The sequence below is a fragment of the Vibrio sp. 2304 genome (assembly GCF_033339475.1).
In the GTDB taxonomy this organism is placed as follows: domain Bacteria; phylum Pseudomonadota; class Gammaproteobacteria; order Enterobacterales; family Vibrionaceae; genus Vibrio; species Vibrio alginolyticus.
This window is the reverse complement of sequence record NZ_JAWOUQ010000013.1, coordinates 26,152-50,867: the sequence shown is the minus strand read 5'-3', so window position 1 is coordinate 50,867 and position 24,716 is coordinate 26,152. Positions and strand designations below refer to the sequence as shown.

Sequence of the window (24,716 nt, the reverse complement as noted above, 5' to 3'; positions counted from 1 at the left end):
TTGATGGTCGACAGCGTTGCGTCTATTGTTCTTCAGCTAATGCAACACCGCGCTGAGTAAGACCACATAACATCACTGGCATTGCGTTGAAGATTTCCTCAAACTGCTCTAAGCCTTCCATACCTTGTTCGGCCAATGTTTCAATGGTTGTTTCTGGGTCGTAAAGCATAGTAAGAGAAAGTAAAACACCACCGAGTAGGGCATTATCTTCGCTATCCTCAGGCATCAACGTTTCCCAGTCATCACGCGCAAGTTGCCAGCCTTGTAATACACCTTCACAGAAATCGCGAGCCTGACTTGTTACAATGTCTTGCTCATCTAGCGCGCACCCTGCAGGCCACTGCCAAGTGCCTTCTAGGAGAGCGGGACGAGTTTGGTTCCACATTTGTACAATCTCGTCAATGTACTGCTCTAGTTGTTCACCGTCAGTAAATGGCGCTGTTTCTTCTCCACCCCATAAGAATGGCAACCACTCTTGAGGCATTAATACGTTTGGCGCTGCAGCCATCGCTGTTACAAAGCCTTGAGTTTTTGCTAGGTTTAGTAGTTTACCGTCAAGTTCTGGGAGAGAAAGGATGTCTTGTAGTTTCAAAATAGAATACCATTTGTTAATGGGCTGGTTGATTGCGCTCATCTTACCAATCAATTTGTGATAAATCGATATTAGGGAATGATTCACACATCTATGGAAATTCGCTCATCACTGAGAAAAAAAAGCATTCTCGCCCTGACACTGTACCTGTGTTTCTTTATCGCAACGATTGGTTCTGTCGCCTATTTGGTTGTTGAGCCACCGGTTAGACAAAAGCTAGAGCAAAACCTAGAGTTACGTACCCAACTCCTTGCTCTTGAGATAAAAGAGCCCCTCCTCAGTTCTACAGGTGTATTGAGCAGCTTAGTAGGGCTAGCCCAAGGGACTGAAAATATTCAATCTCTCAACACAATAATTCCACATATTCTTCAATTGAGTGACAAGATGCTTGTTAGTGGTGGCGTATGGCCTAAACCCGAACTCAAAGCAGAACAATGGAGATATAAAAGTCTATTCTTCAATAAAAACAGTGATAGTGGTATTGACCAAATTCACTCCTACAATAACCCCGAATCTGGCGGTTATGATAATGAACCCTGGTATGTCGCTGCCGCCGATGCTCCGGTAGGTTCTGTTAGTTGGTCTACGGTTTACATCGATACCTTTACTCAGGTCCAGATGATTACCGCATCTTCTCCATATTACCAAAACGGTCGATTCGCTGGAGTTGTAACGGTAGACCTATCACTTGATGCACTTTTTCAGTTTATTCGAGAGCACACGAACCAGCATTCTTTAGGGGTAGTGGTTCGCGATGCTGACTCAAACGTGATTATTGAGCACAACTTTCAACTGACGGACGAAATTTATGTCAGCGAGCTTGATTTCGGAGAGTTCGATTGGCGCATGGAAGTTGTCAACGCAAAAGCTAAAGTCGCTGATCAAGTGTTTGAACAAGTGATGAGCGTTGAGGGGAGGATCATTCCATTTTTGCTCTTGTGTGTCTTGGTCGGTTACTACTTACTGAATCGCTATATTGTTGAACCAATTGTTCGCATTGCCGCTAAGATTGATGACTCGAAAACTGGTGGGATCATAGATATTGACTACGATAGCGATGACGAAATCGGACAGCTTATCGAGAAGTTCAATGAAAAGACGATCTATTTAGAGCAGGAGAGAATAAAAGCTCAGGCTTCGACAAACGCTAAAACGGCATTCTTAGCCACATTGTCCCACGAGATTCGCACACCAATGAACGGTGTACTAGGAACTGCCCAGATACTGTTAAAAACACCACTTACCGATGAGCAGCGTAAGCACCTGAGAACACTTTATGATTCAGGTGATCACATGATGACATTACTCAATGAGATTTTAGATTACTCAAAAATTGAACAAGGGCATGTTGAGTTTGAAAATAAGCCTTTCCCAATTGAGTCGATTATCGGCAGTATCAAGAGTGTTTATCAAACGCTATGTGCAGAAAAAGGTCTTCGCTTTAGAGTAGTCTCGCATTTACCAACGGGTCGTTGGTACAACAATGACAAAGCCCGTTTGCGTCAAGTACTGTTCAATCTACTCAATAACGCTGTTAAGTTCACCGATCGTGGCATCGTAGAGGTAGAGCTAGCCGAGAAATCGAGTAAGGCTGGCACCAAGCTGATACTAAAGGTAAAAGATACAGGGATTGGTATTTCAAAAGAGGCACAAAAACGCATTTTTCGTCCTTTTGAGCAAGCAGAGTCATCAACGACTAGACGGTTTGGTGGTACAGGGCTTGGTTTAGCAATAGTCAAAGAAATCGCGGAACATATGGGTGGGCAAGTGGTTGTAGAGAGTCAGGAGGACGCTGGAACGACTTTTACTGTCGAAATTGCCCTTACACCTTGCAAGCCGGGTAAAGTAGAGTCAATCAATACACATAAATTGAACTGTAAAGGGTTGAAAGCACTCATTGTTGAAGACAACCGAACAAATGCGATCATTATGGAAACTTTCCTCCGAGCCAAGGGCTTTGAGTGCACAAGTGTCGAAAATGGTCAGCTTGCAGTCGATGAGGTTGCGATCAAACCATTTGATTTGATACTGATGGATAATCATATGCCTGTTCTAGATGGCGTTGGGGCCATATCAGCCATTCGAGCAATGAGTTCACCTGCTAAGTCGGTACTGATTTTTGGCTGTACAGCGGATGTGTTCAAAGAAACACAAGAGCGTATGATTAATGTAGGAGCAGACCACATAATAGCGAAGCCAATAGTGGAGTCTGAATTAAATGATGCACTGTATCTTCATGCGACACAGTTATATCAGTACCAATCGGACTTTGATGGAAATGCAGCAGATAGCTTTAATGCTGAAAAGTGGTTACTCAACTTCTATGTCGCTCTAGATAATGGACATCTTAATGAAGCACTTGAGGCTATTTCAGCGATCATTGCGGAGGCTCCCCTTGAACTCAGTGGCGACGTTTCTTCAGTCGCCGAACGGATAAGAAGTAACTTAAAGCGTCAGCAATCCCCGGACCAAGATGATATCGATACATTAACGATTTTGCTGGCCTCACCATAACTGAATCAATATGGCGCAACTGTGAATTGTTCTTACTATTCATACGTCATCCAGCGTCGTCACAAACTCTTCTAACCTGCAATGAACAGGCTTGCAGTTTTACTTTTACGAGTAAAGCAGCAAGACCTTCTACTGTGATTATATCGGTAATACTCTGAATTTTCGCAGCTTGGTAGCATAAGCTATAGGAGTGACTGTTTACAGTCCGAGTTTTGTTCTAACTTTACGTCAAAATAATTATCGTAACCCCTTTTTATGTAAGTGAAATCCGTGTTTTTGTACCATTTTTACGTAATTTTAGGCGTTTTTACTCGCCATTGGTGAAAAAAACTACTTTTACTTTAAAAGTTGGTTATAAATTTACAACTTAATTTTAAATACAGAGCCATAAGCTAGTTTTTGTGTGTTCTAATTGCATCATTAACTGGCTTGATGTCTTTTTAGTGGTTAATAGTTTTATTATTTTTATTAATTGCAGTGTTTGATTTTAAGGGTTTTGTAAATGAAGTCTCGTGGACCATTTTGTATTCGTCACGCCGCAGCGGATACCTTTGCTATGGTTGTTTTTTGCTTTATCACAGGGATGATTGTCGAGATTTTGATTTCAGGGATGACATTTGAGCAATCTCTAGCATCGCGTACGCTATCGATTCCAGTGAATATCGCCATTGCTTGGCCGTATGGGGTTTTTCGTGATTGGATGCTGCATCAAGGTAGTAAGGTGTCACCGTCTTCCTTTATGAAGAACATCTCTGATCTGGTCGCTTATGTACTATTTCAATCTCCAGTTTATGCGGGTATTTTATTCGCAGTTGGCGCGTCTACAGATCAAATTGTGACCGCAGTGGCAAGTAACGCTGTTATTTCTTGTGGCATGGGTGTGTTGTATGGGTACTTCTTGGACATGTGCCGCCGTTGGTTCCGTGTTCCCGGTTATTCTCAAAGCATGTAAATGCCCCAGTTTTGCTCAATTTAGTTACTTAGTGAGCAATCGATTCGAAAAGGGCGCTTTTTTTTATGTTTAGCCTTGACCATCAGGCACATAATCATTAAATTAGCGCCTCGTTAGCCAATGATGCTAACCAAAATTTGATTCGGTGAGTTGTCCGAGTGGCTGAAGGAGCACGCCTGGAAAGTGTGTATACGGCAACGTATCGAGAGTTCGAATCTCTCACTCACCGCCACATTCTATAAGCCCTTGTAGTGTAAGAACTTCTTATAATACAGGGGTTTGGTGTTTTAATGTAAGCTGCCTACTGGTACAAAGAGTAGGTACAATGTCGAACATCATGGCAAGTCCTTATAAGCATCCTCAAACTGGTGTTTACTACTTTAGAATGGCTGTCCCAAAAAAGCTGGTTCCTATAATCGGTAAGACAGTCTTCAAGAAATCTCTTCAAACGAAAAACCTTTCTGAAGCAAAGCAGCGATTTCCTCAGCATCTTGATGATGCGCTCAAGCAAATCGACTTCGCTAATTTAAAGCTATCTAATTCATCTGATATTGAGCTTAATGTCCGTGATTGCGCGATCATTGCCGAGCGTTGGTATCTGCGTGTTAAAGATGAGGTTGATGGTAATGGTAACTATGATTGCTATCTTCGATATGAATGGTATGGCGTTGAGGGCGATAAGCGTCTCCACGTATTCGGCTTGTCTGACACATTTGAGTTTAGTGGTCTAGATGCGTCAAAAGCTACTGAAGAGGAATACCAAGAGCTTTTGGAAGGTTTTAAAGACTTCATTGAGGAGCAGCTAAAAATAGAAGGTTTAGTTGTATGTGAGACAAGCGCTTCATATAGACGTTTGGTCTGTGCCTTTTATGATTACGCCCGTCGAGTTGAGTCTCTCTGCTTGGCTCGTCACAAGCGAGACTTTGGGTATGAGCCAGTGACCAGTTCAATCGCTAGTGAGCCCATTTCAGTGTCTAAGCCTGATAAGATACCGTCTAGGGTTTTGAAACCATCTCAGAACTCCATTTCGAGCCTATTGAAGCGTTACCTTGAGTCTGCATCTATTAATGGCAAAGCTTCTCAATCCTTGGCAGAGGTTGAGTCTCAGATAGAGCGTCTTATAGAGATAATAGGGGATCTAGACGTTGCTGATGTAACCAGAGGTCATATCTCAAAATACAAAGATACCCTGTTACAATTACCTAAGTCTAAAGCTAAAGAAATTAGAAACAAATCAGTACCTGAGCAGCTTGAGCTTGTTAAGACAAAGGGGCTCGAAACAATAGCTCCTTCAACCGTTAAGACTATTCTCAGAAAGACTTCTCCTGTATTTGGCTATGCTGTTGAGCTTGGTCTGATAGACGTCAACCCATACAAAGGTGTAACACTTCCTAAAGTGCAGAATAAGTCAGCGGTTGCCGAAGCTAAAGGCTTTAGCCCTAGTGAGATCAACCAGTTATTTCAGTTTGATATATTCACTGACGCTACTGCTAATAAGCCTTATGGCATGGCTTGTTATTGGGTACCACTTCTATGCAGGTATACGGGCTCTCGGATTGAAGAAATGGTTCAACTTAGAAGGTCAGATATACAACAGTCAGACGAAGGTATTCATTTTATTTATGTTCGTGAGGGTGAAGAGCAGAACGTAAAAAACGTTAAGTCAGTTCGACAAGTACCGATTCATGATCATCTCATTGATTTGGGCTTTTTGGATTATGTGGCGTCCTGTGGAGAGTTTTTATTCCCTGAGCACAAGCCAAACAAACACGGTAAAAGGTCTGGTGCTATTGGTAAGTGGTGGAGTAAACAAGTCAAGACGTTAGGTATAACCAAGCAGCCATCACACTCGTTTAGACACTCTTTGAGAACAGCTTTGCGTGGCCTAGGAGTGGTTGATTCTGTTAGTGATGCTATCACTGGTCACGCTCCGGCTAATATCGGAGCAGCATACGGTACGGTTGATATGAAGGCTAAGAAGAAAGCAATAGACTGTTTGCCTAGGTTGGCTGTCCAACGTCTTTGGTAGCTTTTAGTTAGTGTCTTTACACTGTTGTGTACACCTAAAGTCTCCCCACTGTACACACGTGTACACTTTGGTTTGAATTAGCCCGTAGGCCTTGTGGGATAAGGCTTACGAGCTCACAATGTCATTTCTATAACTCGTAGTTTTCTGTTACGTTAGGGGCTTTATTTCCACTATTTTTATCTTGAATACTTCCTTCGATAGTCCCAGCTTTTTCCAGCCACTTACTCCGTTGAGATATCGAGATACCTAGTTGAGAGCCCCTAGTGAACTTCCTTAAGCCTTCCCTGAAGATATCCTCTCCAAAGAACTCAACGAGGCGGCTGATGCTCTTTGAGACGTCTTTAATTTGCTTTTGCTCCCACTGCTCATCATCTTTGTCAGGCACATACTCCTTACCCTTAAAAGCATCTGAGAGTCGTCTAATCTTCGGGAAACCCTTAGAGTCCCAACAGCTTTGGGGTAGGTAATAACGTGACTCCAAGCCAAACTTGAGGTTTTCAACAAAGCTCTCTAAGTCGTTCATCTCGATGTCATTCCCTAATGCTTCTTTGCAAGCTTTTAAGCCGTTAGCGATGTGTCCAGCTTGACCACGGCTACACCCAACAAGCTCCTCTATTTGAGAGACGCTTAGGCCAAACTCTCGGTTAACAATTAGCTTGCGAAACTTAGCTTGCGTTGCTTCATCTTTAGTAACTCCAACCCCATGTGCTTGGTTGACATCTTGGGCTGCTGAGAATGCCTCAGCGTAGGTACGGTTTTCTATGATCAACGAGTTAATCATTAATTCAGCATCAGGGTTTTCTTCAAGGTACTTCAAACAAGCTCCAGTGCGGTGGAAACCATCCACTACGTAATACTTGTCATCAATCACAAAAACAGTGATAGGTTGCCTTATAGGCTGTCCATTACGAAGGTCTTCAAGAATCTCCTTACTTTGGCTCTCTTGCTTAATCTCTTGCGCTGAACGTTCTCGTTTGTCTTTTATGAGTTCAACGTCACGGGCTTGCATCGCGGGATCGAGTATGAGAGTTCGAGGGTCTAAATACGCAAATCTGCTATCTGCCATGAATTGATTCATAGTGTGTTATGTACCTGTAGGTCTATGACTGATTATTAATGTTTCTCTTTTTGGTTTGATTGGAACCCTAGGAGGGGGGAGGGTTCGGGGTAATACATATCGAATACGATTGCGGCGTACCGTTACGCACACACAAAATGGGATTTATAAAACTTCATTTTTTTGGTAATTACGGTGTACTAAGTCTTTGCTAAGGCTCTTTGGACTGTGGATAAGGAGACTCCTATTTCGGAGGCAATCTTTCTCAAGGAAAAACCTTGTGAGCGTAGCTCAGCGATACGCTGGTGGTTAGTTGTGTTAGTTGGTCTACCTTTATATTTCCCTGCTGCTTTAGCTTTCTCAATGCCTTCCTGACGTCTTTCCTGAATCATTGCTAACTCGAATTGAGCTACAGCTCCTAGCATGTTCAGCATGAGCTCAGACATATGATCACTTCCACCAGCATTAAAGCTTAGGTTTTCCTTGTGGAATCTCACGCTAACATCTTGGCTAGTCCAGTCGTTTATTAGTTGCTTCAAATCAACCAAATTACGAGCTAGGCGGTCGATGCTATGAACGTGGATTGTATCTCCTTCTCGAACGTAGTCTTTAAGAGCTTCTAATGCTGGTCGTTTAGTTGAACCGCCACTGCATTTATCTGTAAAGCTCTTATCAAAGGTGATACCAGAATCTGTAAGTTGACGGTCTGTATTTTGGTCTGTGGTCGAAACACGTAGATAAGCTATGTGTGCCATTAGGTGTACCCGTTTAACTCTAAGATGTTAGAAATTTTATTGTGGTCACAATTTTAATTCAACCCTAATCGGTACTGTTTGATCAAGGTTTGACCGTAGTCGTTTGGGTATACCTAATGGGTATGTTGAGCAATATACACACAAGGCGTCTAGATATTACTCAATCAGTTCAGTGGGTTACTTACATAATTCAAATGATATGTAATAATCCGCCCCCCAAAAAATTAATAACAACAGAGGCTGGAAATGAAAAAAGTACTATTGTCTATTGCTATCGCCGGTTCACTGCTGTCTACGGGTTGTGCTCAGCGTGTTGCGGATTTCACACTGGCATCGACCAAAAATGTCGACCTAAATGGCGGTGAATTTGTCAAAGGCCCTCGTGTAACTGGTGAGGATGCAAAGCCTATTATCATTGTTCCTTTAGGTGTTCCTAGCGTTAAAGAGGCTGCTGATAAAGCGATTGAAAATGATACATGTGCAGTAGGTCTAACAGACGTTACCGCTGATTCAGAGTTCTTTTCATTCCTTGTGGGTTTCATCTCATACAAGGTTGAGGGAGACTTAGTGATCGACAAGTCTAAATCTGGTTGTGAGAACTGGAGTAGTTAATTAGCTGCGATATCATGGGGAGTGTGTTGAGTACTCCCCAATATTTTTGTAAATGAACCTTAGCTTAACCAATCCCTCGTGGTGATTCTCTCCGCGTCCCATATTGATTCAACCACTTCACAACCATAGAGCAGAGTGTGCTCTTATAGTTCTTAATACCGCTTCGCCAAACTCCTGTAAGGATGAAGTCTTCTATCAGAATAGCCTTTCCGGTACGCATTATTATTCCACTTCTTATCTGAGCAATTTACTGTCCTGTTTATTTCTCTGTAGTTTTGTAACTCTATGAAAAAAAATTCTAAATTGTAAATTCAATAACCAGCGTTACGTATGTCTGAGTATCATTGTAGTGGTTGGTAGCTGCCCACTCACATCATGTTTACTGTAGGAGTCGATTTACCAAGTGTATTCCTGTTTGGAATCACGATTGAGAGTGTCTAGGAAAAGGTACAAAAAACTGGTACAAACAATGGAAGTTGTATATATTTAAGTGGTTGATTTTAAATGTTTTAAACTTGGTAGCTAGCAATCGAGAGTTCGAATCTCTCACTCACCGCCACATTCTAAAAGGTCTGATTTATCAGGCCTTTTTTCATATCTGCACTAAAGTAATGCGTCATTGAAAGTACACAAGAGTGCTCAAGGTGCAAGCGCCATTCTATCTACAAGCCAACTATTCACATCTCACCTCTATACAACGCCAAAATTGAAGATGCTATACAGAGGCAGCCATAATCTGATTGGTGCGGGTTAGCACATCCGCTTTAATCTAGAATTTAGCACCCATATCACATGAGGTATGAATACGGCCACAAGAATGAACGTATTGCTACTAGATGCTAAGCAAAACAGCCATGAACACGAATACAACAGCAATCATACCAAAGAGATCTGTGTTTGGATTGAGGTCATCAGGGTTAAATTTTTCAATGCTTTGCGTCGTTTTGCATCTTATCTTCATGTTCTTGTCCTTATTTCATGTACGATTTCAACAGCAACATAACATGCAATTGAGTGTTCACAAGTCATAAAAAGCATAAGTATACTTGTACCTCATTGAGCGCAAAAAATACTCAAAGCGTTTTAAAGTGGCGGTCTACCTTTTGTAACATCAAATGTTCTTTCTGTTTTTGTGCCTGTATCGCTATAGTTGAGAAACGGTTATCTCGTTCTAGTTAGGAACAAACTACTGGCTGCCGCTACATTCTCTCAGCGTTCCCACTCAGTCGCCTTGGGTAGATACTTTTGTCGTGAGTACTGCAAAAAAACGCCGCATGAGCAGCGGCGCTTTGTTGAGGAATTACCTTCCTACTTGTAGCTAAGTTCTGTCGCTTTGCCTTTGAAGATCCGGTATACCACAAAGGTGTAAAGCAATATCACCGGCATAACAATCATCACACCGTAGCCCACGATTATTAATGTCGCAGGTGAGGAGGCCGCTTGTTGTGCGGTCATCAACCCCGGCACAACTTCTGGGAAGAAGCTATACGCAAGACCAAGAAAGCTCAACGCGAAAATGACGGTGACACCAAAGAAAGGCCAGCGCACACCCAGATCATTCACCATTGGAACCTGACGCAAATAGCGATCAACGAGGAAGATGGTCGCAAACACAATCAGCGGAACTGGGGCAAGCAACAAGATTTCTGGGAAGCTGAACCAACGCAAGGCAACTTGTTGATTTACAATTGGGTTTACAACACTCACTACCAAGATACCCAGAGCCGCTAACCAACCAGCACGGCGAGACCAACGCGCCGAACGTATTTGCAAATCACCTTCCGTTTTCAGTACCAACCATGCGCCACCGATGTAAACGTACGCCGCTGTTACACAAAGTGCGCTTAACCATGCAAAGCCAAATGCTTCGGTTGATTGCTCAAACCCCATGATGTAACGACCCACCATGTAACCCTGAGTTAGTGCGGTGATTAGCGAGCCAATTCGGAAGCACCAATCCCAATGAAGCTTATGATCCGAGTTGGCTTTGGCTCGGAAGTCGAATGCCACGCCACGCATGATCAGTGCGATAAGCATGATGGCGGTCGGCATATAAAGCTCCGTCAAAATCAAGCTATGAGCGGTAGGAAAGGCAATCAGCAGAATACCGACGGCTAACACCAACCACGTTTCATTCGCGTCCCAGAAAGGGCCGATAGATGCTATCATTCGGTCACGTTGCGCTTCATTATCACTTGGCAACAGGATACCGACGCCAAGGTCGTAGCCGTCGAGCACGGCATACATAAAGACCGAGAAGCCAAGCAGCAGAAGGTAAATTTCTGGTAGATAGTCGAGCATGATTAGGCCTCTTGTTGTGTCAGTGGGACTTCATGGGCTGCAACGTCTTTGCGCGCCAAATAGAACAGGGTATGGATGTACGCAACCAGCAATGCAGCGTAAATGGCTAAGTACATAATGAGCGAAGTCATCACGCTACTGCTCGCAACCGTGGTGACGGCTTCGGATGTTCGCAATACACCGCTGACGAGCCAAGGCTGCCGACCAATCTCAGTAACATACCAACCCGCTAGTGTGGCTATCCAACCGGAGAACGTCATGGCTAATACTGTGTATAGGTAAGGTTTAGGTAGCGTTTTTTTGCGTGCTAGCTTCACCGCGCCATACCAGCTAACCAGCAGCATAAGGACGCCCACACCAACCATCACGCGGAAACCAAAGAACAAGGGCTTCACTGGCGGGTGGTCAGGCGCAAACTCGTTAAGTCCCTGGATTTCCCCGTCTAAGTCATGCGTAAGAATCAAACTCGCCAACTTAGGGATGCCCACTTCAAAATCATTGCTGCGAGTTTCTTCATTTGGCATCGCAAATAGTAGAAGAGGTGCGCCTTGCTCGGTCTCCCACACACCTTCCATCGCTGCAATTTTTGCAGGTTGATGTTCAAGCGTGTTTAACCCGTGAAGGTCACCGACAAAGATTTGTACCGGGATGAACCCAGCCGCCGCGAACAACGCGACTTTTAGGCCAAGTTTGGCTGAGCGGTGATCTGACTTTTTCATTATTTGATAAGCCGAGATACCCGCAATCAAGAAGCTGGCAGTCAGCGCCGATGCTAATAGCGTGTGCAGAAGACGGTAAGGTAAAGAAGGATTGAAAATGACTTCCTTCCAACTGGTCACATGAACAATGCCGTCAATCACTTCATAGCCACTTGGTGTGTGCATCCAGCTGTTAAGCACCAGAATCCAAAATGCGGACATACTTGTCCCAACAGCAACCAGAACTGTGGCGAGAGTATGAACCCATTCCGGTACTCGTCCTCGTCCAAAAAGCATTACACCCAGGAAGGTGGCTTCCATAAAGAAGGCGGTCATCACTTCGTATCCGAGCAATGGTCCAGCTACGTTTCCGACTCGTTCCATAAAGCCTGGCCAGTTGGTACCAAACTGGAAACTCATCGTAATGCCGGATACCACACCCAAGGCGAAAGTGAGAGCGAATACCTTGACCCAGAAGTAATAAACATCGAGCCATACGGGGGCTTGTGTGCGGTTATATCGCCACTTGAAAAACACCAACATCCATGCCAACGCGATGGTGATGGTCGGGAAGAGAATGTGAAAGCTGATATTGGCCGCGAACTGGATCCGCGACAGCATGAGGGTATCTAACATCTTGGTTCCTCAAAAACGTGCCATACTAAAAATCGTGTCTATCTGTAATTTAGTTACGAAAAGTCGGGCAGTTTGGATTTATGTATCGAGAAATACAGGTGATTCTGTTTTCTTCTAACAATGATTTATATCAACTAAGACAAAGAAAGGAGTGTAGGAAATTGTCTCAAAATGCCACTAATAGTCGCGAGAAGTGAGTAAAAGAAAGCAAATGTAACTGAAGGAGCATGGATTAAGATTAGTTCGAATTATCCTTATGATGGTTTCGATAATCCTGAAATAAAATTACAGAAACAATATTTTTAGTAAGGAAATTTGCCTTGCCTTCACTTTGAACCTCCATACTATTTATACACTAGTCATGTCGAGATCGTCTCAAACACAGCAAGCTTACTGACAGTTAAGGTGGGAAACTTTAGCTAATTGATAAACTTAAAATTGCACCGCTAATGACATATGCATCATAAGTTTGTTAGGACTCGACCAGAAGTGCGATAGGCTACATTTTTATACTAGCGAACGATTTAAAGCTAGGTAATTCGGCTTTCACTAGATCAACAAGTCGACTGTGGACCATTTTCGATTCCTGATGAGTTTCAATCCAAACTGACACTTACTTTTCAGCAAGTGTGCTAGTGTCTTTCTTGTTATTTATTAAATAATTAATAAATGCCGATATGGTAAAGAGAGTTGTGGACAGCTATCTCGAGCAGTAGACTGACGCTAGCCAGAGAGTCTGACTTTGAGGGGGGCATTCTACATGAATCTTGGATTCTGCCACCGCAAAGCTGATATTGAATTTGATGGAGATGGATAATGAACGACAGTTGGGCTAATTTCTTTCCTTACTTTGCTGGAGCTTTTAAGCTTATTGTATTAGGGATAGGAGCCTACTTAGCCATTAAATGGCATTTTGACGAAGAGCGAAGGGTAAGAGAAGCGGAAGGTGTGGTGTTTGATAACCCAAGTCTCATGAAAAAGTTTGCGAAGACGCTAACTCTGCCATTCCTTTTGTGTCTTCTCGTTCTTCTTGTTATATATGCTACCAACTGGTTCCTGTACTGACGGCTTTATTGTTTGTTGTAGTAAAGTTGAATGCTGCCACCTCTGAGAGTCGAGCCGTAGTTGAAGTTAACGCCTATGCCGAAATTGTCCAACCAATCAAAGGGCTTTGGTGCATAAAATAGCCATCCTATAGAAGCTTCGTAGTAATGCGGACTTCCAAGTTCGTCGCTTAAATCATGCGAAAGGTCGACTCTTTTAATCCCAGTAAATAAAGCTTGCTCACCGTGATAAATATTGTAGTAACCGGTGATTTCATTAGATAGGTACCAACCTTTAGGGTTGCCTATATTGCCGTTATTTGCGCTTCCCCAGCTGTGCCCAATGAATGAATTCAATGTCGAACTGGCATGCCATTTCCCCCAACTTGTGGGAGACGTGTATTTGGCTTTAATGGATGGTTGAACTATTGCCGCCCATGCTGAAACGTTAACGGCACGGCCGTCTAGGATTCTTCCAATGATGGATGAAAGTTTATTATCGGTAGAGAATGAGTTTTTATAACGCATAAGGTGAGTCGTCGTTCTGGTGCTAAGGGTGACGTTTTCACTTGCTTTGTATAGATACCCATAACCAATCGATGCACCGTATGTCCTTTCCTTGAGAAGATCCTTACTTGTGCCGAATAGTTTGAGATCATTCTCTGTTTGTATCGTAAATGCCTTAAACGACAGCTCATGTAAGTCCTCGCTGCCCTCTATGTCAAAGTTAGTCGTGTAAGGGAGAACATATACGGATTTGCTTCGACGTTCATTGATTGACTCGTCAGTCCCGAACTCTGGGTTGGCGGTATCAAATAATGCATTCGGATCAAAGTCGCCAATACCAAACGCAATTGCGTCAGTGTCGGACAGCAAAACCGCGATAGAAAAACGTTGTTGGAGAAGGTTGCTAATTTCCTTATCTAGTGGATCCGCTTGAGCTGTGTTAGGAAGAGAGAGTAGGAGAGCGAGCGAAACGACTCGCCACTCCACTGAGGCGAAGTTGGGTTGGAACATTTTGGCTCTTTCAAATGGTTCATGCATGGAGTTTTTGGACGTACCGGTACGCTAACATTAGTTTAATCGTTGAATGGTCGGTGTAACTTTGAGAAATCTATGTTTTCTCATATTGATATGAAAAAGTTCCTTAAACGAGTTTAGCTTCAATGTGTATGCTGCACCAGATTTGTTTAGCAACATCATTCTTTTCTGAAGATGTAGCAAGACTTTGTGACTAGGTTGCATTATTTTCTTTAATGCGTCTCTTGAGAGGAAAATAGCAAACTTTTTTATTGCCTTGGCGCTCAAGAAAATCTGAATCGTTCACTGTGCTACTGGTTAACTTCGAAAACTTGTAAGCATCCTGTCTGCCAACATCACGACTAACATCATCAAGGAGTACCCTTAAATACGTCAGATAAACAATGGTTTTTTTGAGCTTTAGAAGAAATGTTCGGACCTTTGCATATTCCGCGGTGGTGCTCAATCCAAGAACTGTGTTTTGTATGTGTTCTCAGTAAATCATTGATTCGATCTATTCTTCAAAATGTGGTCCCTTTTAATTCACTTTCTGTTACATATTTTTCGTTTTGAAAGAGCATTTTAATTTGCATATTTTGAAAAGATCTCTTTGTTAAATTTTGTATAAAATCAACTAATTGTTGAAATTAGAACCCTTGTCAAAAAGTCATTAGATTTCATGTTGAATAGCCTCTTTTACCTAATAGTATACTCTATTTGTTTGATATAATTTCCGGCAGTTTGTATACCATAAATAAAGAGAGTCTATTCATGTTCCAGAACTTAACGATCAAGCAGAAGATAGTGATTCCGCTGTCATTGATTATTGGATTGTTTATTGTGAGCTCTGTATTAAACGTTATGACAAGTTGGAAGCAATCTGAATTGAGTGAGACACTCAACGAACAGATCGTGCCGAACTTATTAACGATTGAGGATGCTTATCGCGATCTTTACCAAGCAACATCTGCAATCCAAGGTGTTGCACTTTCTGATACTCAAAACGATATTGATCATCACATCGGTGAATACAAAGACAACGCCTACAAAGCACTACCACGTATGGAACAAATGATTGAGCTATCACAAGCCGGTGTGATGCCTTCTACACATGGTAATGAAGTTCGAACGCTTGTCTCTTTGGGTGAAAAATGGTTAGCAAGTTATGAAGCGATGCTACGTTTACCTCAATCTCAATGGCGTGGTTACTACAACGAGCACAAACATACCTTTGAAGACCAATTTATCGAGGTTAGAGCGCAGCTTAACGTTGTAAAAGATGCAATAGAAGAAAAGCAAAGCCAGTTGAAGGGCGAAATATCAGCGGCTGCAACAAGAGCAGAACTCATTCTTGAGGCTGGCATTGTGATTGTTATTTTTGCCGCTATCGCGATGGCTTTTTTGTTGTTACAAACGGTTGTGAAGCCTATCAATGATATTAAAAATGCGATGACAGAAATTGCGTCCGGTGAAGGTGATCTAAGTCAGCGAATTGATGTAAAAACACAAGACGAAATTGGCAATTTAGCAGACGCATTTAACCAGTTTGTGTCCAAAATTCAAATGACAGTCGCTCAGGTAATTGAAAGCTCAAATACTTTACGTAACGAAATGGCAAATCTTAGCTCGTTGACCACGACCATCGCGAACTCGACCGTTTCTCAGCAAAAAGATAGCGAGGCGGTAGCGGCGGCAGTGCATGAAATGCAAGTCACCAGCAGAAATGTAAGCGATAGCGCTAACGAAGCTGCGGTTGCGAGCCAAACAGCGAATGATGAACTTACCAATACCAATGTTATTTTGGATCAAACAGTTAGCTCAATTCGTAGCCTCGCAAGTGAAATCGAAAGCGCAAGCCACGTCATTAACACATTGGATCATGATGTGAGTAACATTGCGTCCGTACTGGATGTAATTCGTGGTATTGCCGAGCAAACAAACTTATTAGCGCTTAACGCAGCCATTGAAGCGGCTCGCGCTGGAGAGCAAGGGCGAGGCTTTGCTGTGGTAGCGGACGAGGTTCGTTCTTTAGCCAGTCGTACGCAACAGAGTACGGGAGAAATCCAAACCATGATTGAAAAGCTACAATCTGGTGCAGGACAAGCTGTAGAAGTGATGCGCGGTAGCCAAAATAGCAGTGATGAAACGATCAAGTCCGCTGGCCGAGCGAGTGAATCCCTTTCTGAAATCTTGAACGCGATTTCACGTATGAACGAGATGAATACACACATTGCAACGGCTGCGAGCCAGCAAAGTACAGTAAGTGACGAAGTAAATAGCAACGTACAAGGCATTGCAGACAGTAGCACTTCAATTGTGGAAATCGTAAACCAAGCGCAAGCTTCTTTAGCCATGTTGTCAGAGCAAACTCAACGTTTAGATCATCAGGTCAGTCAGTTCAAAGTATAAGCTTGAGAACAGCAATCTCACTGACGAAATAACCCGCTTCTTAGCGGGTTATTTTTTAGATAAGTGGCGAACCTGACTTGTGAAATTTCGACTATATTTACATTCCTTTCTCACTTTAGTTCGTATACCAGAGTGGGCAAATAACCCTAGACAGCGGTAACAAACTCTGTACAGCGTGATGATGCTTTTATCATCACTTTTGCTGCTTTTTAACTATTGCAATTGCACACAGGAAAATGTGATTTCCAACCCAAAATCTTCAAATTTGAGAACTTCATAACACCTTTACCATAAACGTTTTTCGTAAGCGTATAGAACTGTAAATTTTGTTGTATGTACAACACTGGGTATTTATCATCCTAATTAATTTGTTCTGGATATACATCCATTAGTCATTATTAAGTCATTCTAGAAGCTTTTAATAAGGAATCTTGAAGGCTTGTCGGTAGATAAGAGAGAAAAATTCATGAGACGTAAAACCACGCTATCTCTGCTGATTGCGTCGAGCCTTTTTGTGGTTGGATGTCAACCTAGCGAAGAAGGATCGAGCCAAGGTGGGGGGCCTGCGCCCGCAACCGAAGTCGAAGTGTTAACAGTGCAGCCAACGCGCCAAGCATTGACAGTAGAGTTGCCGGGTCGTAGCAGAGCATTCAAAGAAGCAGAAGTTCGTCCGCAAGTCACTGGCATTATTTCGGAGCGAAATTTTGTTGAAGGTGGCCTTGTTGAACGAGGGCAGTCGCTATATCAAATTGATGATTCATCATTTCAGGCGGATTTGCTGAGCGCTGAAGCGGAATTAATCCGTGCGCAAGCTGCGGCAGAGTCGACCTATGCCACGGTGAAGCGTTACAGAACCTTGATCACCAAAAAATCCATCAGCCAACAAGACTTGGATGAAGCAGAAGCGGCATACAAAGAAGCGAAAGCGCAGGTCTTAGTCGCAAAAGCCAAGATCAACACAGCAAAAATCAACTTAGATTATACGCAAGTCAAAGCTCCGATTAGCGGGGTGATCGGTAAATCGAGTGTGACAGCGGGTGCGTTGGTTACGGCTAATCAAGCTGCCAAATTAGCGACCATTCAGCAGCTTGACCCTATCAATGTTGATATTGTGCAATCATCCGCGCAACTGCTGCGTTTGAAAGCATCACTCTCCCAAGGCCATATGCAAGAAGATGACTCTGCGCAAGTTACATTGATGCTTGAAGATGGCAGCACTTACGAACACAAAGGCACAATGAAATTTACTGAGGTTAATGTGAACGAAAGTACGGGCAGCGTGACGCTTCGTGCCGAATTCCCAAACCCTGACGGTTTGTTGCTACCTGGAATGTTTGTTCGTGCGACGGTCATTACTGGTGTCGACCCTGATGCGATTCTAATACCACAAAATACGGTATCTCGTGATGCGACAGGTAAAGCGACAGTGATGACGGTTAATGGCGAGAACAAAGTGGAAGCGAAACCAGTGAAGACTGCCGAAGCGATCAATAGCCAATGGCGCATTATTGATGGTTTGAACGCGGGTGATAAAGTCATTACCGCCGGTTTACAAAAGGTAGGGCCAGGCAGTTCGGTAACTATCCAAAACGGTGAACAGGAGTAATCATGGCACGATTTTTTATCGATCGTCCGGTATTTGCTTGGGTTCTCGCGATTCTAACGATGTTGGCGGGGGTAATGTCATTATTCAATTTACCCGTCTCGCAATACCCAACGATTTCACCGACGACGATCACCATCAGTGCTCGCTATCCAGGTGCATCAGCAAAAACCGTTGAAGACTCGGTAACGCAAGTTATCGAGCAAAACATGACGGGATTAGATTACCTTCGCTACCTATCATCGAGCAGTGATGCATTTGGTAATGCGACAATTACCCTGACGTTTGATAGCGAAGCTGACCCTGATATCGCGCAAGTACAGGTGCAGAACAAACTGCAATTGGCATTGACTTCATTACCGATGGAGGTACAAAACCAAGGTATTGTCGTAAATAAATCCAATACGGCATTTCTCATGGTTGTCGCAGTTTATTCTGAAGATCCAGACTTTACAGAAAACGATATCGGCGACTTTGTTGTAACGAATATTCAAGACCCGATAAGTCGTGTAACTGGCGTAGGACAAGTGCAGGCGTTTGGTGCGCAGTATGCGATGCGAGTTTGGCTGGATCCATTTAAGCTTACGCAGTTCAACTTGACCGCAATCGATGTAGCGAACGCGATCAGTGAACAGAACGCGCAAGTTTCTTCAGGTCAACTTGGTGCAGCACCTGCGCAGGAAGGCCAGTTGTTGAATGCAACGATTTCGTCTGCAAGTCGTTTGAGCAGTGTGGAAGAGTTCCAAGACATCATTCTTAAGTCTGACGCCAGTGGTTCGAATGTTTATTTGAAAGATGTAGCTCGTGTTGAACGTGGTGCAGAAAGTTACGATATTCGAGGCCAATATAATGGCTTCCCAGCATCGGGGTTAGGTATTTCATTAGGTACTGGCGCAAACGCGCTTGAGACAGCCAATGCGGTAAAAGAGCGTTTAGAACAACTGAGTGCAACGTTCCCAGAAGGGCTGCAGATTGCTTACCCATTTGAAACAACGCCATTCGTCAAAGCCTCGATTCAAGAAGTGGTTAAAACGCTGTTAGAAGCCATTCTTCTTGTGTTCTTAATCATGTACCTGTTCTTGCAGAACTTCCGTGCGACGATCATTCCAACGATCGCTGTGCCTGTCGTATTGCTAGGAACCTTCGCTATTTTGTATGCGACTGGATTTAGTGTAAACACGTTAACCATGTTCGCGATGGTTCTGGCTATCGGTTTGCTGGTGGATGATGCCATCGTTGTGGTAGAAAACGTCGAGCGTGTGATGCATGAAGATGGTTTAGAGCCCAAAGAAGCGACCAAAAAATCGATGGGACAGATTACTGGTGCCCTGATTGGTGTGGGGTTGACGCTTTCAGCGGTATTCGTCCCTATGGCGTTTATGTCTGGTTCTACCGGGGTTATTTACCGTCAGTTTTCAATAACTATTGTGGCGGCTATGACGCTTTCCGTTTTGGTTGCGATAATTCTGACTCCAGCATTGTGTGCTACGTTGCTGAAAAAAGGCGATGCTGAGCTTCTAGAGAAGAAAGGCTTCTTTGGCTGGTTTAACCGCAAGTTTGATGCGATGACAGCAGGCTATGAAACCGGCGTTGCCAAACTTCTAAAACGCACAGGTCGCATGTTGGTTGTATTTTTGGCAATGAGTGCAGGTGCTGGCTGGTTATTTATGAACCTTCCAACGTCATTTTTGCCAGATGAAGACCAAGGCACAGTATTCTCAATGGCTATTTTGCCGCCTAACTCAACACAAGAACAGACGGAAAAAACACTTGAGAAAATGCGTGATTTTTACCTAGTAGACGAAAAAGACAATGTAAAGTCCGTCTTCTCCGTTGCTGGATTTAGTTTCGCAGGCCAAGGCCAAAACATGGGGATGGCATTTATCGGTCTGAAAGATTGGTCTGAGCGTGAAGCGCCTGGCGCTGATGCGGCTTCCATTACGGGCCGAGCGATGGGGTACTTCTCTACCATTAAAGAAGCTTTGGTGTTTGCGTTCGCCCCTCCAGCGATTCAAGAGCTAGGTAACTCGACAGGTTTCGATTTCTATCTCCAAGACTCGTTGAATAAAGGGCACGATGCATTAGTTGCGGCTCAAGGGCAACTTCTGGGCATGGCAGCACAAAACCCGAAACTTGTCGGTGTTCGTCCAAACGGTCAGGCAGATGCGCCAATGTACAAAGTGAACATTGACCACGTCAAACTTCGTGCTTTGGATGTCAGTATCAATGACGTAAACCAAATCCTGTCAGCTGCATGGGGCGGGGCTTACATTAACGATTATATTGATCGCGGTCGTGTGAAGAAAGTGATGGTGCAAAGTGATGCGGAATACCGCATGCAGCCAAAAGACTTCGATTCATGGTACGTACGCAACGCTAAGGGAGAGATGGTGCCTTTCTCTGCTTTTGCGAGTGGCGAGTGGACATATGGTTCTCCTCTTTTGCAGCGCTTTGATGGTTTGCCAGCAATGAATATTCAAGGCGGTGCAGCTCCTGGTGTAAGTACTGGTGAAGCCATGGAAGAAATTGAAGCAATGGTAGAAAAGCTACCAGAAGGTTTCACGGTGAACTGGAATGGTATTTCGTATGAAGAGCGCCTTTCCGGAAACCAAGCGCCGATGCTATATGCGCTATCTATCCTTGTCGTATTCTTAGTTCTTGCCGCTTTGTATGAAAGTTGGTCAGTACCTTTCGCCGTGGTGTTAGTTGTTCCTCTTGGTGTGCTTGGTGCTGTGCTTGCGGTAATGACGCGCAGTATGGATAACGATGTGTTCTTCCAGGTGAGCTTATTAACTACGGTCGGCTTGGCAACCAAAAACGCCATTCTGATTGTTGAGTTTGCAAAGGACTACTATGAGAAAGGCGCTGGGCTTATCGAAGCAACCCTGCATGCTGTTCGCGTTCGTCTGCGCCCAATTATCATGACATCGCTTGCTTTTGGTTTGGGTGTGGTACCACTTGCTATCAGTTCAGGTGTGGGATCGGCAGGTCAAAACGCAGTAGGTACCGGCGTACTTGGTGGCATGATCAGTGCCACGATATTGGGTATATTCTTCGTCCCAATCTTCTTTGTAGTGGTTGAGCGATTGTTTGATCGACGTGCGAGAAAAGAGTCGGAGGCAGAGTTGTCTGAGACCAGCACTAAACCCACTCAGCAAAGCGAGTAGGACTTGGTTGTTTTAACTGAGTTATACTAGTGATAATAAACACGATTAAAGGGCGCTTCGGCGCTCTTTATTTTATGTTTTCACTTGGTGGTTACCGTTTATGACGCGAGCCTGAAAGACGGCGTGTTGTGTGCAGTATCAGCACAGCCTTTTCGGCCGAATGAAAGCCTAAAGAAGAAAAACGACGATGAAAGATCAGAAAATTTCCCCAATTTCCGTTTTGGATCAAAGCCCTATGTTTGTCTGCGGTGTGATGCAGCGCATGTACCGCAATCGTGCCCAAGCTGAGCTCTCTCGGCAAAATTTGATGACACTAGAAATGGCAAGTGCACTGGCCGCTTTAGAAGAATTTCAACCTATGAGCCAGCAAGCGTTGGCTGATGCGGTTCGAACTGAGCGAAGTGTAGCAAAGCGGATGGTGGACAATCTGGAAAAGAGAGGGTTTGTTCAAGTGTCTAAAAGTAAATCGAATCAGCGCCTTAAAATGCTAAGCATGACAAAAGAGGGGGCAAATGCTTTAAAGCAAGTTCATCAAATCATGACGAATTTACAGAAAGAGTTTTTTTCTTGTTTGTCGGAATCTGAAGCGAGTGAATTTTTTCGTCTGGTAAGAAAGCTCACTTTTGCGAATCACGACCAGTAACTGACATCAATGCCGTTTAGCGTCTTTATTTTATCGCAGACCAATTATATTAAGTTGTAGAACTTAAGAAATAGGATGCCCAACGTACAGGTCACGGTAGAAAGCACCGTAGTGAGTGCGATGATATTTGCAGCTAACGTGGCATTGCCTCCCATGGAACGCGCCATGACATAGCTGGCAGCAGCGACTGGAGAGGCGTTCATAAAGAAAAGAATACCTAGCTCAATTCCTCGAAATCCTACTAAGTACGCTCCCATGGTGATGATGACTGGCGCTACGATGAGCTTGTAACTGCTCGCAAACCAAGATGGACCTTTCTCTTTTCTCATCAAGCTAAAGTCAAGTGAGCCACCCGTACACAACAGCGCCAAAGGCAATGTCATTTTGGACAAGTAGTCTCCTGCGTCAATAACCACATTCGGTACTGGAATAGCGAGTAAATAAAAAGCCATTCCTAGAACAATGGAGATTATGAGTGGATTCCTAGTCAGTGTTCGGCCCATCATCTTTGCTGCTTGCGAGGCAGACGTTGCTCCTTTGGGAGATAAGCAAATTACCGCTTGGACGTTATAAATAAATGTGGTGACCGCGACATAGAGAGCCGCTAACGCCACACCTTGAGAACCATACGCATTGGCAACGTAAGCGATGCCAATAATACCTGTATTTGCTCGGAACCCACCTTGGATGAGAACGCCTTGATCAGGCGATGCTTTGAATAGAAGTTTGACGGAAAGATAGGTGAAAATGAAAAACGAAATACTAGCGATGACGCCGAAATTGACGAATCCACTTGCCGCGGAAAAGTCGTGTTCTGAAGCCACAATGCTGACAAATAACATTGCAGGCAAGGTAACTTGAAACACCAGTTTAGAGCCTACTTCGATAAAATTATCGTTGATTAGACCAAAGCGCTTAAAAAGAACGCCAAGTACCAACATCAAACAGATAGGTCCGGTTATCGACAAAGAGAATTGCAACTGATGTAAAACAGCTTCCATGTAAGTATCCGCAGCAAAAGAAAAAAGTGTTCCTGCTGCCTATTAAGCCACAAACCCGGAGGGTAGGACAGTAACGTGATGAAATTTTCTTCTGTTGTAGGTTCCGGAGTCATTTACACTCCAAGTTATGGACGAGGTCCCAATTTAACAAAGCGGTACTGGTCCTACGTGCGATATGTTGGTTAACTCATTGTCGTGATGCATCCACATGCGTATTAGATGTGAGGGCTGGTCATCGTAGTTATGGATAGGAGTTCATCAATGAAAAGGAAACACAACAAAACTGTACTGTGTGCGTTTGTCTCTGGTTCGGTATTTGGTGCGGTTTTGGTCATTGCGATGTCTTTACCAATGTAATCCTATTAATTGGCTGTTGGAACACTCACACTAATTCAGTACAAAACAGATTGAGTTCTGCGGTATGTGCTGTTAGTTTAAAAAACATGAAAATACACGTTCGCCCTTCATTAACAACCTTCTCTTGGTGGCGCTCTAAATAGAGCGGCGCGGAATACTTACATTCTTAAGCTGCTGGATGGTAGCTAAGAGTGTTTGATCTTTTTATCTCCAGTAGCGATCTATTAAATACTTGGAGACAAATATGAATAGCCATAAAAATACATCTCAGCGTGAAATTATACTTACCGGAGATCGAGCAACAGGTCCATTACACCTAGGGCACTATATTGGTTCATTGCAACAACGAGTCAAATTGCAAACGGAGCACGAGCAAACGATCTTGGTTGCGGACATGCAAGGGCTGACGGATAACGCGCATAACCCATCAAAGGTATCCTCTAATATTCTCAATGTCGTTGCAGATTATTTGGCTGTTGGTATCAACCCCACTCAAACTACGATCACGTTGCAGTCTCAAATTCCAGCGTTAGCCGAGTTGACAATGTATTACAGTAATCTTGTTTCTATCGCACGATTAGAGCGAAACCCCACGGTTAAAAATGAGATTCAAAGTAAAGGCTTTGAACGCTCTATTCCCGCAGGCTTTTTAACGTATCCAATTTCTCAAGCTGCTGATATTACGGGGTTTCATGCGACGCTAGTACCAGTGGGTGATGACCAACTGCCGATGTTAGAGCAAACTAATGAAATCGTGAGAAAAATAAACCATCTGGGTGGAAAAGAGGTTCTTAGAGAATGCCGTCCATTACTTAGCGATGCACCTCGTTTGCCGAGTACTGATGGCAAAAATAAGATGTCTAAAAGCATGGGGAATGCAATCAACCTAGGGGCGTCTGAAAAGGAGATTTCTGCGGCGGTGAAATCTATGTATACCGATCCCAATCATCTGAAAATTGAGGACCCTGGCCAAGTCGAAGGGAATATTGTATTCATCTACCTCGATGCTTTTCATCCTGATAAAAATTATGTCGAACAGCTAAAAGACCATTATCGACGAGGTGGGTTAGGTGATGGTTTGACCAAGAAAGTGTTAGAAGAATGCTTACAAGAGATGCTTCGCCCTATTCGAGAAAAGCGCGCTATGTATTTGAATGATAAAGCGCAGTTGATTGATATTTTAAAACAAGGTAGTGAGCGTTCTCGCGAGAAAACCGAAAAAGTGCTATTTGATGTGAAAGATGTATTTGGTTTAAATTTGTTCTGAATTAAAAGTAGAGAGTTGAACATAAGGCACGACGGCTGGTTAGCAACGTGCCTTTTTAAG

18 protein-coding genes and 2 tRNA genes are annotated in these 24,716 nt (G+C 43.6%); 12 read left to right on the top strand and 8 right to left on the bottom strand.

The window, feature by feature from the left end:
- Window positions 1-22: 22 nt before the first annotated feature.
- Entirely contained in the window at window positions 23-634 is a 612-nt protein-coding gene (locus R7P64_RS20335) for a YecA family protein (RefSeq protein WP_005378278.1), read from the bottom strand.
- 51 nt (window positions 635-685) lie between these two features.
- On the opposite strand from R7P64_RS20335, the gene R7P64_RS20330 reads away from it, so the two are divergent.
- The 4 genes from R7P64_RS20330 (at window position 686) to R7P64_RS20315 (ending at window position 6,087) form a co-directional block, all read left to right on the top strand.
- Complete coding sequence (locus R7P64_RS20330) at window positions 686-3,106, top strand: hybrid sensor histidine kinase/response regulator (protein WP_047100819.1); 2,421 nt, start codon at window positions 686-688, stop codon at window positions 3,104-3,106.
- Between the two features lie 502 nt (window positions 3,107-3,608).
- A complete protein-coding gene (locus R7P64_RS20325; protein ID WP_025766903.1) occupies window positions 3,609-4,058 on the top strand; it encodes an L-alanine exporter AlaE in 450 nt (149 codons plus the stop codon).
- A 144-nt stretch (window positions 4,059-4,202) separates the two neighbouring features.
- Window positions 4,203-4,290: transfer RNA gene (locus R7P64_RS20320), tRNA-Ser, on the top strand.
- A gap of 93 nt (window positions 4,291-4,383) precedes the next feature.
- On the top strand, window positions 4,384-6,087 hold the full coding sequence (locus tag R7P64_RS20315; RefSeq protein ID WP_005390782.1) for a site-specific integrase: 1,704 nt from the start codon (window positions 4,384-4,386) through the stop codon (window positions 6,085-6,087).
- A gap of 127 nt (window positions 6,088-6,214) precedes the next feature.
- On the opposite strand, the gene R7P64_RS20310 is transcribed toward R7P64_RS20315, so the two are convergent.
- Together R7P64_RS20310 and R7P64_RS20305 are read right to left on the bottom strand one after the other, a co-directional pair.
- A complete protein-coding gene (locus R7P64_RS20310; protein WP_234702563.1) occupies window positions 6,215-7,153 on the bottom strand; it encodes a hypothetical protein in 939 nt (312 codons plus the stop codon).
- Window positions 7,154-7,344: 191 nt separating this feature from the next.
- Window positions 7,345-7,899 carry a recombinase family protein gene (locus R7P64_RS20305; RefSeq protein WP_078581159.1) on the bottom strand — a complete coding sequence of 185 codons (555 nt, stop codon included), beginning with the start codon at window positions 7,897-7,899 and terminating at the stop codon, window positions 7,345-7,347.
- 246 nt (window positions 7,900-8,145) lie between these two features.
- Here R7P64_RS20305 and R7P64_RS20300 point away from each other — a divergent pair, with 246 nt between their 5' ends.
- Window positions 8,146-8,511 carry a hypothetical protein gene (locus R7P64_RS20300; protein WP_029848594.1) on the top strand — a complete coding sequence of 122 codons (366 nt, stop codon included), beginning with the start codon at window positions 8,146-8,148 and terminating at the stop codon, window positions 8,509-8,511.
- A 484-nt stretch (window positions 8,512-8,995) separates the two neighbouring features.
- Window positions 8,996-9,070, top strand: a tRNA-OTHER gene (locus R7P64_RS20295).
- A 273-nt stretch (window positions 9,071-9,343) separates the two neighbouring features.
- Here R7P64_RS20295 and R7P64_RS20290 read toward each other — a convergent pair.
- From R7P64_RS20290 to R7P64_RS20280, 3 genes are all read right to left on the bottom strand, one after another.
- Entirely contained in the window at window positions 9,344-9,472 is a 129-nt protein-coding gene (locus tag R7P64_RS20290; protein WP_017635045.1) for a hypothetical protein, read from the bottom strand.
- Window positions 9,473-9,819: 347 nt separating this feature from the next.
- Window positions 9,820-10,812 carry a cytochrome d ubiquinol oxidase subunit II gene (locus tag R7P64_RS20285; RefSeq protein WP_318119140.1) on the bottom strand — a complete coding sequence of 331 codons (993 nt, stop codon included), beginning with the start codon at window positions 10,810-10,812 and terminating at the stop codon, window positions 9,820-9,822.
- A 2-nt stretch (window positions 10,813-10,814) separates the two neighbouring features.
- Window positions 10,815-12,146 (bottom strand): cytochrome ubiquinol oxidase subunit I, encoded by a 1,332-nt coding sequence (locus R7P64_RS20280; RefSeq protein WP_025766901.1) that lies wholly within the window; start codon window positions 12,144-12,146, stop codon window positions 10,815-10,817.
- Window positions 12,147-12,962: 816 nt separating this feature from the next.
- On the opposite strand from R7P64_RS20280, the gene R7P64_RS20275 reads away from it, so the two are divergent.
- A complete protein-coding gene (locus R7P64_RS20275; protein WP_005378271.1) occupies window positions 12,963-13,211 on the top strand; it encodes a hypothetical protein in 249 nt (82 codons plus the stop codon).
- 5 nt (window positions 13,212-13,216) lie between these two features.
- On the opposite strand, the gene R7P64_RS20270 is transcribed toward R7P64_RS20275, so the two are convergent.
- On the bottom strand, window positions 13,217-14,206 hold the full coding sequence (locus R7P64_RS20270; protein ID WP_025766900.1) for a Solitary outer membrane autotransporter beta-barrel domain: 990 nt from the start codon (window positions 14,204-14,206) through the stop codon (window positions 13,217-13,219).
- 774 nt (window positions 14,207-14,980) lie between these two features.
- Here R7P64_RS20270 and R7P64_RS20265 point away from each other — a divergent pair.
- The 4 genes from R7P64_RS20265 (at window position 14,981) to R7P64_RS20250 (ending at window position 22,031) form a co-directional block, all read left to right on the top strand.
- Window positions 14,981-16,618: a methyl-accepting chemotaxis protein gene (locus R7P64_RS20265; protein ID WP_104978955.1), complete on the top strand. Its 1,638-nt coding sequence runs from the start codon at window positions 14,981-14,983 to the stop codon at window positions 16,616-16,618.
- Window positions 16,619-17,084: 466 nt separating this feature from the next.
- Entirely contained in the window at window positions 17,085-18,224 is a 1,140-nt protein-coding gene (locus R7P64_RS20260; RefSeq protein WP_005388411.1) for an efflux RND transporter periplasmic adaptor subunit, read from the top strand.
- A gap of 2 nt (window positions 18,225-18,226) precedes the next feature.
- Window positions 18,227-21,388 carry an efflux RND transporter permease subunit gene (locus R7P64_RS20255; protein ID WP_005378264.1) on the top strand — a complete coding sequence of 1,054 codons (3,162 nt, stop codon included), beginning with the start codon at window positions 18,227-18,229 and terminating at the stop codon, window positions 21,386-21,388.
- A 187-nt stretch (window positions 21,389-21,575) separates the two neighbouring features.
- Window positions 21,576-22,031, top strand: coding sequence for a MarR family winged helix-turn-helix transcriptional regulator (locus tag R7P64_RS20250; protein ID WP_017635039.1), 456 nt, complete (start codon window positions 21,576-21,578; stop codon window positions 22,029-22,031).
- A 44-nt stretch (window positions 22,032-22,075) separates the two neighbouring features.
- On the opposite strand, the gene R7P64_RS20245 is transcribed toward R7P64_RS20250, so the two are convergent.
- Window positions 22,076-23,032: an AEC family transporter gene (locus tag R7P64_RS20245; RefSeq protein ID WP_005388415.1), complete on the bottom strand. Its 957-nt coding sequence runs from the start codon at window positions 23,030-23,032 to the stop codon at window positions 22,076-22,078.
- Between the two features lie 601 nt (window positions 23,033-23,633).
- Here R7P64_RS20245 and trpS point away from each other — a divergent pair.
- Complete coding sequence (gene trpS / locus R7P64_RS20240; protein WP_213973500.1) at window positions 23,634-24,656, top strand: tryptophan--tRNA ligase; 1,023 nt, start codon at window positions 23,634-23,636, stop codon at window positions 24,654-24,656.
- Window positions 24,657-24,716: the final 60 nt, after the last annotated feature.

What these genes read in the sequence shown, in the direction of transcription:
- R7P64_RS20265 (WP_104978955.1), top strand. Translation starts at nt 14,981, where the DNA reads ATGTTCCAGAACTTAACGATCAAGCAGAAGATAGTGATTCCGCTGTCA.
- R7P64_RS20290 (WP_017635045.1), bottom strand. Translation starts at nt 9,472, where the DNA reads ATGAAGATAAGATGCAAAACGACGCAAAGCATTGAAAAATTTAACCCT.
- R7P64_RS20300 (WP_029848594.1), top strand. Translation starts at nt 8,146, where the DNA reads ATGAAAAAAGTACTATTGTCTATTGCTATCGCCGGTTCACTGCTGTCT.
- R7P64_RS20275 (WP_005378271.1), top strand. Translation starts at nt 12,963, where the DNA reads ATGAACGACAGTTGGGCTAATTTCTTTCCTTACTTTGCTGGAGCTTTT.
- R7P64_RS20270 (WP_025766900.1), bottom strand. Translation starts at nt 14,206, where the DNA reads ATGTTCCAACCCAACTTCGCCTCAGTGGAGTGGCGAGTCGTTTCGCTC.
- R7P64_RS20305 (WP_078581159.1), bottom strand. Translation starts at nt 7,899, where the DNA reads ATGGCACACATAGCTTATCTACGTGTTTCGACCACAGACCAAAATACA.
- R7P64_RS20255 (WP_005378264.1), top strand. Translation starts at nt 18,227, where the DNA reads ATGGCACGATTTTTTATCGATCGTCCGGTATTTGCTTGGGTTCTCGCG.
- R7P64_RS20325 (WP_025766903.1), top strand. Translation starts at nt 3,609, where the DNA reads ATGAAGTCTCGTGGACCATTTTGTATTCGTCACGCCGCAGCGGATACC.
- R7P64_RS20310 (WP_234702563.1), bottom strand. Translation starts at nt 7,153, where the DNA reads ATGGCAGATAGCAGATTTGCGTATTTAGACCCTCGAACTCTCATACTC.
- R7P64_RS20335 (WP_005378278.1), bottom strand. Translation starts at nt 634, where the DNA reads ATGAGCGCAATCAACCAGCCCATTAACAAATGGTATTCTATTTTGAAA.
- R7P64_RS20285 (WP_318119140.1), bottom strand. Translation starts at nt 10,812, where the DNA reads ATGCTCGACTATCTACCAGAAATTTACCTTCTGCTGCTTGGCTTCTCG.
- R7P64_RS20250 (WP_017635039.1), top strand. Translation starts at nt 21,576, where the DNA reads ATGAAAGATCAGAAAATTTCCCCAATTTCCGTTTTGGATCAAAGCCCT.
- R7P64_RS20280 (WP_025766901.1), bottom strand. Translation starts at nt 12,146, where the DNA reads ATGTTAGATACCCTCATGCTGTCGCGGATCCAGTTCGCGGCCAATATC.
- R7P64_RS20260 (WP_005388411.1), top strand. Translation starts at nt 17,085, where the DNA reads ATGAGACGTAAAACCACGCTATCTCTGCTGATTGCGTCGAGCCTTTTT.
- R7P64_RS20315 (WP_005390782.1), top strand. Translation starts at nt 4,384, where the DNA reads ATGTCGAACATCATGGCAAGTCCTTATAAGCATCCTCAAACTGGTGTT.
- R7P64_RS20245 (WP_005388415.1), bottom strand. Translation starts at nt 23,032, where the DNA reads ATGGAAGCTGTTTTACATCAGTTGCAATTCTCTTTGTCGATAACCGGA.
- R7P64_RS20330 (WP_047100819.1), top strand. Translation starts at nt 686, where the DNA reads ATGGAAATTCGCTCATCACTGAGAAAAAAAAGCATTCTCGCCCTGACA.
- trpS (WP_213973500.1), top strand. Translation starts at nt 23,634, where the DNA reads ATGAATAGCCATAAAAATACATCTCAGCGTGAAATTATACTTACCGGA.